Genomic DNA, 14,563 nt, shown 5'->3' on the forward strand with positions numbered 1-14,563 from the left:
ACATCTGACCGGGGAGAGCTTTAGCTCGACACCGAAACCGCACTCGGTAGGGTGGCTGTCCATGTCTGCCGTCGGTGGGTCCTCCGAGTCGACGGATCGTTCCGTGCCTCCCGCGGCGCTACCGCTCGCGAAGTCGGTTCTGGGGCCGGCGATCATCGCGATCACCGGCATGCAGCTCATGTCGACGCTCGACGGCACAATCGTCATCGTCGCGCTGCCCCGGATGCAGGCGGACCTCGGACTCACCGACGCGAGCAAGAGCTGGGTGATCACCGCCTATGTCCTGGCGTTCGGCGGACTGCTGCTGCTCGGTGGCCGCGTCGGCGACGCGATCGGTCACAAGCGCGCGTTCCTCTCCGGCGTCGGGGTGTTCACCATCGCGTCCCTGGTATGCGGGTTGGCCACCGATCCCGTCACGCTGATCGTCGCCCGCGCCGTGCAGGGCACGGGCGCGGCGGTGGCCGCACCAACCGGGCTCGCGCTGATCGCGACGACGTATGCGGTCGGCCAGGCGCGTAACCGGGCGTTGGCGATATCGGCGGCCATGCAGGGCATCGGCTCTGTACTCGGCCTGGTACTCGGTGGCGCTTTGACGGTGATCTCCTGGCGGCTGGCGTTTCTGATCAACGTGCCGATCGGCATCGCGATCATCACGATCGCGGTCTTCCACCTCGCCGAGACACACCACGAGCGGCTGAAACTCGACGTCGCCGGAGCGCTGTTGGCGACGCTGGGCTGCTCGGCGGCAGTGCTCGTCTTCACCCAGGGCCCGCCGCGCGGCTGGACCGACCCGCTGGTCTTCGGCGCCGCGATAGCAGCGGCGCTCTTCTTCATCGGCTTTCTGCTCGTCGAACGCACCGCCCAGCACCCGATCGTGCCGTTCTCGGTGTTCGACAATCGCAACCGGGTCATGACCTTCATCGCGCTGTTCCTCGCCGGCGGCGTGCTGCTCACGCTGACCGTGATGATCGGGCTGCTGGTGCAGGACGTCCTGGGCTATTCGGCGCTCGAGGCGGGCATCGGCTTCATCCCGTTCGCGCTCGCCTTCGGGGTGGGCACCGCGGTGGCCGCCCGGCTCGCCCCGCGTGTCGCGCCGCGCTGGCTGATTCTCGGCGGCGGCCTGTTCGTCCTCGGCGCGATGCTGTACGGGTCGACGCTGGACCGCAGCATCCCGTACTTTCCGGACCTGTTCGCGCCGATTGTCGTCGGCGGCTTCGGGATCGGGGCCATCGCGGTGATCCTGCCGCTGTGCGCGATCGCCGGGGTGGGTCCCGGTGAGATCGGCCCGGTGTCGTCGATCACGCTGATGGTGCAGAACCTCGGCGGCCCGTTGGTGCTCGTCGTGATCCAGGCGGTGCAGACCTCGCGCACGCTGTACCTGGGCGGCACCACCGGACCGGTCAAGGACATGTCGCCGGCCGAGCTCGACGCGCTGGGCTACGGCTATACGTACTCGCTGCTGTGGGTGGCAGGCGTCGCGGTTTTGGTCGGCGTCGCCGCCTTCTTCATCGGCTTCTCGTCGCGTCAGATCGCCTCCGCACAGCACACGAAGGAAGCCGTGGAGGCCGGCGAGCTGTAGCCCGGACGGTCAGTAAGGTTGTCGGCTGTGATCACCCGCATGTCGGAACTGTTCTTGCGCACCCTGCGCGACGACCCGGCCGACGCCGAAGTGCCCAGCCACAAACTGCTGATCCGCGCCGGCTATATCCGGCCGGTCGGACCCGGCCTGTACAGCTGGCTGCCGCTGGGGCTGCGGGTGCTGCGCAACATCGAGAACGTCGTCCGCGCCGAGATGTCCGCTATCGGTGGGCAGGAGATCCTGTTTCCCGCGCTGCTGCCCAGGGCCCCGTACGAAACGACCAACCGCTGGACCGAGTACGGCGACGCGCTGTTCCGCCTGCAGGACCGACGCGGCAACGACTACCTGCTCGGCCCGACGCACGAAGAGTTCTTCACCATGACGGTGAAGGGCGAGTACAGCAGCTACAAGGACTTTCCGCTGGTGCTGTTCCAGATCCAGACCAAGTACCGCGACGAGGCGCGGCCGCGGGCGGGAATCCTGCGCGGCCGCGAGTTCGTGATGAAGGACTCGTACTCGTTCGACGTCGACGACGACGGACTGCGAGCCCAGTATCTGGCCCACCGCGAGGCCTACCAGCGGATCTTCGACCGGCTGGGCGTGCGCTACGTCATCGTCTCGGCCGTCTCAGGTGCGATGGGCGGCAGCGCGTCCGAGGAGTTCCTGGCCGAAAGCGAGATCGGCGAGGACACGTTCGTGCGCTGTTTGGAGTCGGGCTACGCCGCCAACGTCGAAGCGGTGACCACCGCCGCCCCGAACCCGCTGCCCGTCGATGGCCACCCGGACGCCAAGGTCTACGACACGCCGGACACCCCGACGATCGCCACGCTGGTCGACTGGGCCAACGAGACGCTCGACCGCACCGTCACCGCGGCCGACACCCTGAAGAACGTGATGCTCAAGACCCGCGTGCCCGGCGGTGAGTGGGAGCTGCTGGGCATCGGTGTGCCCGGCGATCGGGAGGTCGACGACAAACGACTGGGCGCCGCGCTCGAACCGGCCGAGTACGCGTTGCTCGACGACGACGACTTCGCCAGGTATCCGTATCTCGCCAAGGGGTACATCGGCCCGAAGGCATTGCTGGCCAACGGGATTCGGTATCTGGTCGATCCTCGCGTGGTCGACGGCACGTCGTGGATCACCGGCGCCGACGAACCCGGCAAGCACGTCGTCGGCCTGGTCGCGGGTCGCGACTTCGTCGCCGACGGCACGATCGAGGCCGCCGAGGTGCGCGACGGCGATCCGTCGCCGGACGGGGCCGGGCCGCTGGTGAGCGCGCGCGGTATCGAGATCGGCCACATCTTCCAGCTGGGCCGCAAATACACCGACGCGTTCGAGCTCGACGTGCTCGGCGAGGACGGCAAGCCGGTCCGGTTGACCATGGGCTCCTACGGCATCGGGGTGTCACGGCTGGTCGCCGTCATCGCCGAACAACACCACGACGAGCTCGGCCTGCGCTGGCCGGCGGAGGTGTCACCGTTCGACGTCCACCTCGTCATCGCGAACAAGGACGCGGCGGCACGCGCCGGGGCCGAAGAACTGGCCGGCGAGTTGGATCGGCGCGGGGTCGACGTGCTGCTCGACGACCGCACCGCCTCGCCCGGGGTGAAGTTCAAGGACGCCGAACTGCTCGGTGTGCCGTGGCTCGTCGTCGTCGGCCGCGGCTGGGCCGACGGTGTGGTCGAGCTGCGCAACCGGTTCACCGGTGAGACCCGCGAGATCGCCGTCGACTCAGCGTCAGCGGACATCGCGGCGGCGTTGGCGCCGTCGAACGTGGGTTACCCGCACAACGGCGGTGGGAGCGTGCCTTAAGCCCACGCTCGGCGGCTCGAGGGGCTACTCGCTGCCGCCCGGGAATGCGACGGTGACCGGCGTCGTACCGAGGATCTGACTCCACCGCGCGGCCGCCACCGCAGACTGCGTCAGCGCGGTCACGCCGAAGGCACGCTCCTGTTCAGAAGTGGCCTGCTCGACCACCGCGCGCCACGCGACCGCGACGTCCTCCTCCATTCGCACCGCGAGCTTGGCCGCGTCGGTGGGGGTGTTGACCTCCATCGGCAGCTGATATCCCGCCGCGGGTAGCGGGCCCGCGATCGACCGCTCTTCCAGCATCTTCAGCCCGGCCTCGCGGCGTTCGCGGTGCTCGGCCATGGCCTTGGACACCAGCCAGTTGTCTTCGGGCGTGGAGTGCGCCGAAACGATTCCGTAGCCGTAGATGGTCGCGTGTTCGGTGGCGACCGCATCGTAGAGTGCGCCGTCCGCGGGGTTCGGCGGTCGCGTCGGGGTGGGCTCCGGCGATGTCATCGCGTCTTCTCCGATCCGGCCAGGGCGACCGTGTGCGCGGCGGTGCACGCCGCGGCGATCGACGCGACGAGTCCCGCGCGGTAGCCGGAGAGCTTGGCCGCGAGCTCGGTGGCGCTCGACGCCGATGCCCGCAGCGCGTTGACGGTGTCCTTGGCGGTGGGCGGCTTCGCCGGCTCGGCGGTCGTGCTGGTCGGAGTGGACGTGGGAGCCTCGTCGCCGCGCAACCGGACCAACTCGTCGGACAGCGCCTGGGCATGCGCGGCTCGTTCGGCTGCCACCGCCGTCAGCGCCTCCGCGACGGGACCGTGTTCGTTAGCCGCGGCATCGGTGGCCAGCTGGCTGTCTGCACGCGCGCGGTCGAGTTGAGCAGCGAGTTCGTCGACCTCGGGCGGTGGGGGCGGTGAGCCGCAGGCCGCCACGGTCCCGCCCAGCAGCGCCAGCGCCGCCGCCGAGGTCAATACGCGTCTCCTGCTGATGGTCGGCGGGGGGCTCGGCACGACAACATCTTGCCATTGCGCTCGGCCCGCATCGCTGTTCGTTTGGCGTTTACCGCCGCGGTGCTGGCGTATCGTGGAGTGTCGGTTCCAGGGTGTGTCGCCGGGATCGAGTCCGGACAACTCAAGACGAGGAGCTCGCCGTGACGGAGCGTTCTGCGGGATTGCCGTCGCAGAAAGAGGTGATCGAGCTACTCGACGGCGAGTTCGCGCGCGCGGGTTATGAAATCGAGGACGTGATCGTCGACCCGGCCGCGCGTCCGCCGCGCATCACGGTGGTGGCCGACGGGGACGACGGCCTCGACCTCGATTCGATCGCCCGACTGTCCCGTACTGCCTCCGCGCTACTCGATGAGGTCGATGCGCGATCGGCACCTTACGTACTCGAGGTCACCTCACCAGGGGTGGACCGGCCGCTGACCGCCGAGAAGCACTACCGGCGGGCGCGCGGCCGCAAGGTCGAGCTGACATTGTCCGACGGCTCGCAGCTGACCGGCAGACTCGGTGAAATCCACGACGGCGTGGTGCGTTTGGTGGTGCGGGCCGGCCGGCAGGCCAACTTCTCCGTCCGCGAGTTACCGCTGGACGGCATCTCGAAAGCTGTTGTGCAAGTTGAATTCTCGCCTCCCAACCCGCGAGAGCTGGAGCTGGTCGGCCGATCTGGGAAGGAGGCGCCGGCGTGAACATCGACATGGCCGCACTACACGCCATCGAGGTCGACCGCGGAATTCCGGTGGGCGAACTCGTCGAGACCATCAAATCGGCACTGCTGACCGCGTATCGACACACCGAGGGTCATGCCGCCGAGGCACGTATCGAAATCGACCGCAAGACCGGCGAGGTCAAGGTCATCGCGTCCGAGGTGGACGAGGACGGCAACACGATCACCGAATGGGACGACACCCCAGAGGGATTCGGCCGCGTCGCCGCGACGACGGCGCGCCAGGTCATGTTGCAGAGATTCCGCGACGCCGAGAACGAGAAGACCTACGGCGAGTTCTCGGCCCGCGAGGGCGACATCGTGGGCGGGGTGATCCAGCGCGATGCGCGGGCCAACGCCCGCGGCCTCGTCGTGGTCCGCATGGGCAGCGAGACCAAAGGATCCGAAGGCGTCATCCCGGCCGCCGAGCAGGTTCCCGGTGAGCGCTACGAACACGGGGACCGGTTGCGCTGCTATGTCGTCGGTGTCAGCCGCGGCGCACGTGAGCCGTTGATCACGCTGTCGCGCACGCACCCGAACCTCGTGCGCAAGCTGTTCTCGCTGGAGGTTCCCGAGATCGCCGAGGGCTCCGTCGAGATCGTTGCGGTCGCCAGGGAAGCCGGTCACCGCTCGAAGATCGCGGTCACCTCGAGGGTGCCGGGGCTCAACGCCAAGGGCGCCTGCATCGGGCCCATGGGTCAGCGTGTGCGCAACGTGATGAGCGAACTGTCCGGCGAGAAGATCGACATCATCGACTACGACCCCGATCCGGCGAAGTTCGTCGCCAACGCGCTTTCACCGGCCAAGGTGGTCTCGGTGACGGTCATCGACGAGGCCGCACGGGCGGCCCGCGTCGTCGTACCCGACTTCCAGCTGTCGCTGGCCATCGGCAAGGAAGGGCAGAACGCGCGGCTGGCGGCTCGGCTCACCGGTTGGCGCATCGACATCCGCAGCGACGCACCCCCCGCGGGCACCACCGAGCCCGGCCAGGACGCCGCACGCGGTGCCGTGGGAGACAGGTAAGCGGTCGCCGGCGCACGCGTCCACGCCGACCAGCGCAGCCATTTCAAATACCAGCGGCAGTGACGGTAGACTCACCTGTGATCCAGCGCGAGACTTCGGCTTCGGCGCAACGACGCAGCCCCGACGATCCTGTCGGACCGGTGCGGACCTGCGTGGGTTGCCGGAAACGAGAGCTGGCCGTCGAACTGCTTCGGGTGGTCGCTGTCGGCAACGTCGATGGGGCTGGGAATTCTCTCGGCACCGTCACCGTTGACCCGGCGAGAAAGCTGCCGGGGCGGGGTGCGTGGCTGCACCCCACTCCACAGTGTCTCGAGGTGGCGATTCGTCGGCGAGCGTTCGGTCGAGCGCTGCGTATCACCGGTTCACCGGACGTATCCGCGGTGATCGAGTATGTCGGCACTCTCAGCAGTGCGGACCCGCCCGACCCCTCGGCAACAGAACAGGTAGCGAAGAACATGAGCACACCGTGAAGTCCCGATGACCATGCGTCATAGCTAACCCGAGGCGCGGCGCCTACCACCGCTGACGCCTCTAGAGATGGAGATGTAGTGGCAGGTAAGGCCCGTGTACACGAGTTGGCCAAGGAACTCGGTGTCACCAGCAAGGAAGTTCTCGCTCGTCTGAGCGAACAGGGCGAATTCGTCAAGTCCGCGTCCTCCACTGTGGAGGCCCCGGTGGCGCGCCGGTTGCGCGAATCCTTCGGCGGCGGCAAGCAGGCCGCCGAGAAGGTCAAATCCGACGGCAACGGTTCGGCGGCTGCCTCGTCGACGGCTGCGCCGGCCGCGCCTGCCAAGAGCCCCGCTCCGAAGGAGCCCGCGAAGGCGCCCGCGCCCAAACCTGCGGCTCCCCCCGCCGAGGCTCCCTCTGTCGCTTCGCCCGCGGCGGCCGCCGCCCCGTCAGCCACACCCGCCGCCCCTGGGGCCCGTCCCGGTCCGCGGCCGGGTCCGTCGCCGAGCGCGCCCAAGCCCGCTCCGCGTGTGCCGCGGGTCGGCAACAACCCGTTCTCCTCGCAGCAGCCGGTGGATCGCGCGATCCCGCGTCCCCAAGGTCCCCGGCCCGGCCCCGGGGGCCCGCGGCCCGGTGCCCCGCGTCCGGGCATGTCCCCGAGCAACATGCCGCCGCGCCCCGGCGGACCCCGGCCGCCGCGTCCCGGTGGCGGTCCTCGGCCCGGTCCCGGTGGCGGTCCCCGTCCCGGTGCGGGTCAGGGCGCCCGCCCCGGCGCTGGCGGCGGCGGTGCTGGCGGTAACTACCGCGGTGGTGGCGGCGGCGCTCCGGCCGGTGGCGGCTTCCGTGGTCGCGGCGGCGGTGGCCGGCCCGGCCAGCGCGGCGGTGCCGCCGGTGCGTTCGGCCGTCCCGGCGGCGCGCCCAAGCGCGGACGCAAGTCGAAGAGGGCGAAACGCGCCGAATACGAGAACATGCAGGCGCCGGTCGTCGGTGGCGTCCGGCTGCCGCACGGCAACGGTGAGACCATCCGGCTGGCCCGCGGCGCTTCGCTGAGCGATTTCGCCGAGAAGATCGACGCGAACCCGGCCGCGCTGGTGCAGGCGCTGTTCAACCTCGGCGAGATGGTCACCGCGACGCAATCCGTCGGCGACGACACCCTCGAACTGCTCGGCAGCGAGATGAACTACAAAGTTCAGGTCGTCTCCCCGGAGGACGAGGACCGCGAACTGCTGGAGTCGTTCGACCTCACCTACGGCGAGGACGAAGGCGGCGAAGAGGACCTCGAACAGCGCCCTCCGGTCGTTACGGTCATGGGCCACGTCGACCACGGCAAGACCCGACTGCTGGACACCATCCGCCAGGCCAACGTCCGCGAGGCCGAGGCCGGCGGCATCACCCAGCACATCGGCGCGTACCAGGTCGAGGTCGACCTCGACGGCACCGTCCGGCCGATCACGTTCATCGACACCCCGGGTCACGAGGCGTTCACCGCCATGCGTGCGCGTGGTGCGAAGGCCACCGACATCGCGATTCTGGTGGTCGCCGCCGACGACGGCGTGATGCCGCAGACGGTCGAGGCCATCAACCACGCGCAGGCGGCCGAAGTGCCGATCGTGGTCGCGGTCAACAAGATCGACAAGGAAGGCGCCGACCCGGCCAAGATCCGCGGTCAGCTCACCGAATACGGCCTGATTCCCGAGGACTACGGCGGCGACACGATGTTCGTCGACATCTCCGCCAAGCAGGGCACCAACATCGACGCGCTGCTGGAAGCGGTGGTGCTGACCGCCGATGCGGCCCTGGACCTGCGGGCCAACCCGGACATGGAGGCCCAGGGTGTGGCGATCGAGGCGCACCTGGACCGCGGTCGCGGCCCGGTGGCCACCGTGCTGGTTCAGCGCGGCACGCTGCGGGTCGGCGACTCGGTGGTGGCCGGCGATGCGTACGGCCGGGTCCGGCGCATGGTCGACGAGCACGGCGAAGACGTCGCCGAGGCGCTGCCGTCGCGGCCCGTTCAGGTCATCGGCTTCACGTCGGTGCCCGGCGCCGGTGACAACTTTCTCGTCGTCGACGAGGACCGCATCGCGCGTCAGATCGCCGACCGGCGCAGCGCCCGCAAGCGCAACGCCATGGCCGCCCGCAGCCGCAAGCGGATCAGCCTGGAGGATCTGGATTCGGCCCTGAAGGAAACCAGCCAGCTGAACCTGATCCTCAAGGGCGACAACGCCGGTACGGTCGAGGCGCTCGAGGAGGCCCTGCTGGGCATCCAGGTCGACGACGAAGTCGAGCTGCGGGTCATCGACCGCGGCGTCGGCGGCGTCACCGAGACCAACGTCAACCTGGCGTCGGCCTCGGACGCGATCATCATCGGCTTCAACGTCCGCGCGGAGGGCAAGGCCACCGAGCTGGCCAACCGCGAGGGCGTGGAGATCCGCTACTACTCGGTGATCTACCAGGCGATCGACGAGATCGAGAGTGCGCTCAAGGGCATGCTCAAGCCGATCTATGAGGAGCGCGAACTCGGGCGCGCCGAAATCCGCGCCATCTTCCGGTCGTCGAAGGTCGGCAATATCGCCGGCTGCCTCGTTCAGTCCGGGATCATGCGACGCAACGCGAAGGCCCGGCTGCTGCGCGACAACGTCGTGGTGGCCGAGAACCTCACCGTGTCGTCGCTGCGCCGGGAGAAGGACGACGTCACCGAGGTCCGCGAGGGTTACGAATGCGGTCTGACGCTGACGTACTCCGACATCAAGGAGGGCGACGTCATCGAGACGTACGAGCTCGTCGAGAAGGAGCGCACGTAGTGGGCCGCGCGTGCTTCGGGAGGCACGGTGGCTGACCCCGCACGGGCGAAGCGACTGGCCAAACGCATTTCCACCATCGTCGCCTCGGCGATCGAATACGAGATCAAGGATCCGCGGCTGGCCGGTGTGACGATCACCGACGCCAAGGTCACCAACGATCTGCACGACGCGACGCTGTACTACACGGTGCTCGGCGCGTCGCTGTCCGACGAGCCGGATTACGGCGGGGCAGCGGCTGCGCTCGAGAAGGCCAAAGGTGTGCTGCGCTCCAAAGTGGGTGCGAGCCTGGGTGTTCGCTTCACGCCCACGCTCGCGTTCGAGCGCGACACCGTTCCCGACGCCGCGGTCAAGATGGAGGAACTGCTGGCGCGGGCTCGGGCCGCGGATGAGGATTTGGCGAGAGTTCGGCAAGGTGCCAAGCACGCCGGCGATGCGGACCCGTACCGTGTCAGTGAGGTGGAGGGCGAGGCAGTAGCCGGGGGGCCCGACGACTCTGAGGACAGCGGTGACCGCGATCGACAAGACGACTGACGCCCTGGAAGTGGGCGATCGTGTCGACGCCCACCGCGCAGCCGAACTGCTGTCAGCGGCCGCCTCGGTCGGAGTGGTCTGCCACGTCTATCCCGACGCCGACACCATCGGTGCCGGCTTGGCACTGGCGCTGGTGCTCGACCAGGTGGGCAAGAGCGTCCAGGTGAGCTTCGCGGCGCCGGAGAACCTGCCCGAATCGCTGCAGACGCTGCCCGGCGGTCATCTCCTCGTCGGGCCCGATGAGATGCGCCGCGACCCCGACCTGGTCGTCACCGTCGACATCCCCAGCGTGAACCGCCTCGGTGCGCTGCGCGGCCTCGTCGACGACGGTCGCGAGACCCTGGTCATCGACCACCACGCCTCCAACCAGCTCTTCGGCACCGCCAACTACGTCGATGCTTCGGCGGACTCCACCACGATGCTGGTGGCCGACCTGCTCGACGCGTGGGACAAGCCGATCGACATCGGTGTCGCGCACTGCCTGTACGCGGGTCTGACGACCGACACCGGCTCGTTCCGGTGGGCGACCCCGCGCGCGCACCGGCTGGCGGCGCGCCTCGTCGAGCTCGGCGTCGACAACGCCGGCATCAGCCGGACCCTGCTGGACACGCATCCGTACGCCTGGCTGCCGATGCTGTCGCGGGTGCTGTCCTCGGCGCAACTGCTGCCGGATGCTGCCGTTGGCCGTGGCCTGGTGTACGCGGTGGTCGAGCACAACGAGTGGGTCAATGCGCGGCCCGAGGAAGTCGAGAGCATCGTCGACATCGTGCGCACCACCGAAGAGGCCGAGGTGGCCGCGGTGTTCAAGGAGATCGAGCCTGGGCACTGGTCGGTGTCGATGCGGGCCAAGTCCTATGACCTGTCGCCGGTCGCGAGCGGGTTCGGCGGTGGTGGTCACCGCCTGGCCGCTGGATACTCGGCCACCGGGTCCGCCGAGGACGTGGTGAAGGCACTGCACACCGCCCTTGGCTGAGCCCGGAACGGAGCCGCCGGACGCTCCGGTGACCGGCCGCCGGATCGCCGGGCTGGCAGTGCCCGCGCTCGGAGTGCTGGCCGCCGAGCCGATCTACCTGTTGTTCGACATCGCGGTGGTCGGCCGGTTGGGCGCTCTGGCGCTGGCCGGGCTGGCGATCGGCGGGCTCATCCTGACCACCCTGAGTTCGCAGATGACGTTCTTGGCCTACGGCACCACCGCCCGTTCCGCGCGGTTCTTCGGCGCCGGGGACCGCGCTGCGGCGGTTGGGGAAGGCGTGCAGGCCACGTGGCTGGCGCTGGGGTTGGGCGCGGTGATCGTCGCGGCCGTGCAGGTGTTCGCGGTGCCGCTGGTGTCGGCACTGGCGGGGGCATCCGACGGCGGAGAGATCGCCGACGAAGCGCTGTCATGGGTACGTATCGCGATCATCGGCGTGCCGGCGATCCTGGTGTCGGCGGCGGGCAACGGGTGGATGCGCGGGGTGCAGGACATCGTGCGGCCCCTGAAGTTCGTCGTTTTCGGGTTCGCGGTGTCGGCGCTGCTGTGCCCGCTGCTGGTGTACGGCTGGCTGGGGATGCCGCGGCTCGGGCTACCCGGGTCGGCCGTCGCGAACCTGGTGGGGCAGTGGGTGGCCGCCGCGTTGTTCTGCCGCGCGCTGTTGATCGAACGGGTGCCGTTGCGGCTGCACCCCGAGGTGTTGCGCGCGCAGGTGGTGATGGGTCGCGACCTGATGTTGCGGACACTGGCGTTTCAGGCCTGCTTCGTTTCCGCGGGCGCCGTCGCGGCCCGGTTCGGGGCAGCCGCCGTCGCCGCACATCAGGTCGTACTGCAGTTGTGGAATTTCCTTGCGCTGGTGTTGGATTCGCTGGCCATCGCCGCCCAATCGCTGGTCGGCGCGGCTCTGGGGGCCGGACAGCTGTCCCACGCCAAGTCGGTGGCGTGGCGGGTGACGATCTTCTCGACATTGGCCTCGACCGTGCTCTCGGCCGTGTTCGCGGTCGGCGCCTCGGTGTTCCCGAGCGTGTTCACCGACGACCGGTCGGTGCTCGACGCGATCGCGGTGCCGTGGTGGTTCATGGTGGCCCAATTGCCGGTTGCCGGAATCGTTTTCGCGCTCGACGGTGTGCTGCTGGGCGCCGGCGACGCGAAGTTCATGCGCAACGCGACGCTCGCCAGTGCGCTGGTGGGCTTCCTGCCGCTGATCTGGCTGTCGCTCGCGTTCGGCTGGGGGTTGCGGGGCATCTGGGCGGGGCTGTCGACGTTCATGGTGCTGCGGTTGGTGTTCGTGGGCTGGCGCGCTTTCTCGGGCCGCTGGCTGATCCCCGGAACGGCTTGACCTCCTTGATGCGAGCGCCCGTGTCTGTACACGACATGCCGCAAAGAACTGGTGGAATGTGGACGCTCGCGGGGCGTCAGCGTCCGCGCGAGGCGCGGGCCCGCGCTATCGCGGCCCAGCCGAACTCCGTCGTCTTGACTCGGACATCGCCGAATCCCGCCGCCGTCAACCGATCCGGCAGTGTCGCAGGATCAATAGGGTTGTAGGTGTCGCCCTCGTGTGCGACGGCCAACGCGTCGCTGCCGAGGCTGTCGCTGGCCACCAGCGCCGCTCCGGGCCGCAGCACGCGGGCGACCTCGGCGAACAGCCGGTCCTGGAGTTCGGCGCTGGGGACGTGGTGCAGCATCGTGAAACACGCTGCGCCGGTGAAGCGGTCATCATCGTAGGGCAGCGCGGTCGCGTCGCCGCGCACGATCTCGACGGTCGGGACATCGGCGAAGCGAGCGGTCAGCATCGCCGCAAGTTCGTCGTCGATCTCCACCGACGTCAGCCGGCCCGCCGATCCGCACAGCACATCGGTGGTGGCGCCGTAGCCGGGGCCGACCTCGAGTACGTCGTCGCCGAGGTCGATCTCACCCAACGCCCACGGCAGAATCACCTCGCGGATCAGCTGTCGCCATTCGTCGCTGCCGCAGTACTCATGCGCTTCGTTCACGCTCGCAGCCTATGAGCGTGCGCAAAGTGCTGTAAATCCGCGGCGTGTCGGGTGCGGACACGCACCGTCGCGCGAACGAGGCGGAGGCGTCAGCGGACTTGGGAGCGGCCGCGCTCGAAGACGGCGTCGCGGTTGGCGGCGATGTCGTCCCCGCTGGTCGTGCGCATCCACTCGCGCGCCGACGCCGCCTCGATCCACAACCCCTCGTTGGTCTGCGCCTCGTCGATGCGGTGATACGACGCCAGCAGCGCGCGCACCGCCCGTTGGTTGTTGCCGACGATGGAGGCCGCGACCTGCCGGGCCGTCGGCATCAGCTCGGCGTGCGGCACCACCTGGGTGACCAACCCGGTTCGCAGCGCTTCCTCGGCCGACAGGTAGTCACCGGTCAGGCTCATCCGGCGGGCCATACCGACGCCGACCTTCTGTGGCAACCGCACCGAGAGTCCCCACGTCGGCAACAACCCCACCCGCGCATGCGTATCGGCGAACCGGGCCTGTTCGGAGGCGATCAGCACATCGCAGTACAGCGCGATCTCGAGACCGCCGGTGACCGCCGCACCGTTGATCGCGCCGATCACCGGCTTGCTCATCGGCGGCCACTTCGGCGAGATGTCGGGCAGCTCGGTGGTGTCGCCGAGCTCTTTGAGATCCAGACCCGCGCAGAACACCGGATCGGCGCCGGTGACGATCACGACGTCGACGTCGTCGTCGTCCTGCGCCTCGCCCAGGGCGCGGTAGAACCGCCTGCGCAGCTCGGCCGACAGCGCGTTGCGCGACTGTGGCCGATTGAGGGTCAGGGTGCGCACCCGGTCGCGGGTGTCGATCAGCAGGATGTCGTCAGTCACCCGACGAACCTATCGTGGAGCCATGTGCCGAAACATCACCGAGCTACGCGGGCTCGAACCGGCGGCGACCGGCGAGGAGATCGAGGCCGCCGCGCGGCAGTACATCCGCAAGGTCAGCGGCATCACCCGGCCGACCGCGGCCAATGCCGACGCCTTCGAGGCCGCCGTCGCGGAGGTCACCGCCATCACCCAGCGTCTGCTGACATCCCTGCCGCCCCGACGTCAGCCGCCGAAGACGGTGCCGCCGTTGCGCCGACCCGAGGTGCGGGCCCGCTTAGAGGGCAAAGCGGCGGCCGCGACATAGCCCGATGACGACGACGCTGACGCAGCCCGCGCTCAAAGAGTGGAGCGCCGCCGTTCATGCGCTGTTGGACGGCAGGCAAACCGTGCTGCTGCGCAAAGGCGGCATCCACGAGAAGCGGTTCGCGGTCACGGCGTCGCGTTTCCTGCTGTTTCCGACGGTCGCGCACAGCCACGCCGAGCGGGTGCGCCCGGAGCATCGCGATCTGCTCGACGTGGCGGCCGCCGACAGCACCGAGGACGCGGTGGTGATCCGCGCCGGCGCCCGCGTCGTCGCCGCGGTCGAGGTCAACCGGCCGGAGGCGCTCGAAGAGATTGCGCCCCTGCATATTTGGACCGAGGCATCGGTACGCGCCGAGCGGCTCGATTTCCGCCCCAAGCATCGGCTCACCGCTCTGGTCGTCCAGGCCAGCCCGCTGGTGAGACCACTGCGGCTCGAACGCACCCCCGAGTACGCGGGGTGCACCAGCTGGCTGCAGCTGCCGGTCGACCCCGAATGGGCATCTCCGGTGCACGACCACGCCACGCTGCGCGAGATCGCCGAGCGAGTGCGCTGTTCGGTGGGCTGACCCGCG

15 protein-coding genes are annotated in these 14,563 nt (G+C 69.2%); 11 read left to right on the top strand and 4 right to left on the bottom strand.

The genetic code is table 11. The features are described 5' to 3' along the window. Positions 1-61 precede the first annotated feature (61 nt). Both AU193_RS20045 and AU193_RS20050 read left to right on the top strand, forming a co-directional pair. The gene (locus AU193_RS20045) at positions 62-1,579 is read left to right on the top strand and encodes an MFS transporter (protein WP_064424131.1); all 1,518 of its coding nucleotides are present in this window, start codon (positions 62-64) and stop codon (positions 1,577-1,579) included. Positions 1,580-1,606: 27 nt separating this feature from the next. Then, positions 1,607-3,391: a proline--tRNA ligase gene (locus AU193_RS20050; RefSeq protein ID WP_064424132.1), complete on the top strand. Its 1,785-nt coding sequence runs from the start codon at positions 1,607-1,609 to the stop codon at positions 3,389-3,391. A 24-nt stretch (positions 3,392-3,415) separates the two neighbouring features. Here the strand turns inward: AU193_RS20050 and AU193_RS20055 are convergent, their stop codons facing one another. Beyond that, positions 3,416-3,883 (bottom strand): ferritin-like domain-containing protein, encoded by a 468-nt coding sequence (locus AU193_RS20055; RefSeq protein WP_064424133.1) that lies wholly within the window; start codon positions 3,881-3,883, stop codon positions 3,416-3,418. After that, positions 3,880-4,380 carry a hypothetical protein gene (locus AU193_RS20060; RefSeq protein ID WP_064424134.1) on the bottom strand — a complete coding sequence of 167 codons (501 nt, stop codon included), beginning with the start codon at positions 4,378-4,380 and terminating at the stop codon, positions 3,880-3,882. Before AU193_RS20060 ends, AU193_RS20055 begins: the two co-directional genes overlap by 4 nt. Positions 4,381-4,520: 140 nt before the next feature. On the opposite strand from AU193_RS20060, the gene rimP reads away from it, so the two are divergent. From rimP to AU193_RS20095, 7 genes are all read left to right on the top strand, one after another. Continuing rightward, positions 4,521-5,060, top strand: a complete 540-nt coding sequence (gene rimP / locus AU193_RS20065; protein ID WP_064424135.1) for a ribosome maturation factor RimP — start codon at positions 4,521-4,523, stop codon at positions 5,058-5,060. Continuing rightward, positions 5,057-6,100, top strand: a complete 1,044-nt coding sequence (gene nusA, locus AU193_RS20070; protein WP_064424136.1) for a transcription termination factor NusA — start codon at positions 5,057-5,059, stop codon at positions 6,098-6,100. The genes rimP and nusA overlap by 4 nt, the downstream gene beginning before the upstream one ends. A gap of 194 nt (positions 6,101-6,294) precedes the next feature. After that, positions 6,295-6,570, top strand: coding sequence for a YlxR family protein (locus AU193_RS20075; protein WP_371259261.1), 276 nt, complete (start codon positions 6,295-6,297; stop codon positions 6,568-6,570). Between the two features lie 78 nt (positions 6,571-6,648). Beyond that, positions 6,649-9,348 carry a translation initiation factor IF-2 gene (gene infB, locus AU193_RS20080; protein ID WP_064424138.1) on the top strand — a complete coding sequence of 900 codons (2,700 nt, stop codon included), beginning with the start codon at positions 6,649-6,651 and terminating at the stop codon, positions 9,346-9,348. A 27-nt stretch (positions 9,349-9,375) separates the two neighbouring features. Next, the gene (rbfA, locus tag AU193_RS20085; RefSeq protein ID WP_064424139.1) at positions 9,376-9,879 is read left to right on the top strand and encodes a 30S ribosome-binding factor RbfA; all 504 of its coding nucleotides are present in this window, start codon (positions 9,376-9,378) and stop codon (positions 9,877-9,879) included. Continuing rightward, positions 9,854-10,852, top strand: coding sequence for a bifunctional oligoribonuclease/PAP phosphatase NrnA (locus AU193_RS20090; protein WP_064424140.1), 999 nt, complete (start codon positions 9,854-9,856; stop codon positions 10,850-10,852). The genes rbfA and AU193_RS20090 overlap by 26 nt, the downstream gene beginning before the upstream one ends. After that, positions 10,845-12,188, top strand: a complete 1,344-nt coding sequence (locus AU193_RS20095) for an MATE family efflux transporter (RefSeq protein WP_064424141.1) — start codon at positions 10,845-10,847, stop codon at positions 12,186-12,188. The genes AU193_RS20090 and AU193_RS20095 overlap by 8 nt, the downstream gene beginning before the upstream one ends. Positions 12,189-12,264: 76 nt before the next feature. Here AU193_RS20095 and AU193_RS20100 read toward each other — a convergent pair whose 3' ends face one another. Further along, a complete protein-coding gene (locus AU193_RS20100; RefSeq protein WP_064424142.1) occupies positions 12,265-12,843 on the bottom strand; it encodes a class I SAM-dependent methyltransferase in 579 nt (192 codons plus the stop codon). 89 nt (positions 12,844-12,932) lie between these two features. After that, the gene (locus AU193_RS20105) at positions 12,933-13,688 is read right to left on the bottom strand and encodes an enoyl-CoA hydratase (RefSeq protein WP_064424143.1); all 756 of its coding nucleotides are present in this window, start codon (positions 13,686-13,688) and stop codon (positions 12,933-12,935) included. 22 nt (positions 13,689-13,710) lie between these two features. Here AU193_RS20105 and AU193_RS20110 point away from each other — a divergent pair, with 22 nt between their 5' ends. Together AU193_RS20110 and AU193_RS20115 are read left to right on the top strand one after the other, a co-directional pair. Continuing rightward, positions 13,711-13,992 (top strand): DUF2277 domain-containing protein, encoded by a 282-nt coding sequence (locus AU193_RS20110; RefSeq protein WP_064424144.1) that lies wholly within the window; start codon positions 13,711-13,713, stop codon positions 13,990-13,992. A gap of 4 nt (positions 13,993-13,996) precedes the next feature. Then, positions 13,997-14,557, top strand: a complete 561-nt coding sequence (locus AU193_RS20115) for a DUF1802 family protein (protein WP_064424145.1) — start codon at positions 13,997-13,999, stop codon at positions 14,555-14,557. The last annotated feature ends 6 nt before the right edge of the window (positions 14,558-14,563 follow it).

This window comes from Mycobacterium sp. GA-1285, assembly GCF_001499905.1.
Classification (GTDB): Bacteria; Actinomycetota; Actinomycetes; order Mycobacteriales; family Mycobacteriaceae; genus Mycobacterium.

What these genes read in the sequence shown, in the direction of transcription:
- AU193_RS20045 (WP_064424131.1), top strand. Translation starts at nt 62, where the DNA reads ATGTCTGCCGTCGGTGGGTCCTCCGAGTCGACGGATCGTTCCGTGCCT.
- AU193_RS20055 (WP_064424133.1), bottom strand. Translation starts at nt 3,883, where the DNA reads ATGACATCGCCGGAGCCCACCCCGACGCGACCGCCGAACCCCGCGGAC.
- AU193_RS20110 (WP_064424144.1), top strand. Translation starts at nt 13,711, where the DNA reads ATGTGCCGAAACATCACCGAGCTACGCGGGCTCGAACCGGCGGCGACC.
- AU193_RS20115 (WP_064424145.1), top strand. Translation starts at nt 13,997, where the DNA reads ATGACGACGACGCTGACGCAGCCCGCGCTCAAAGAGTGGAGCGCCGCC.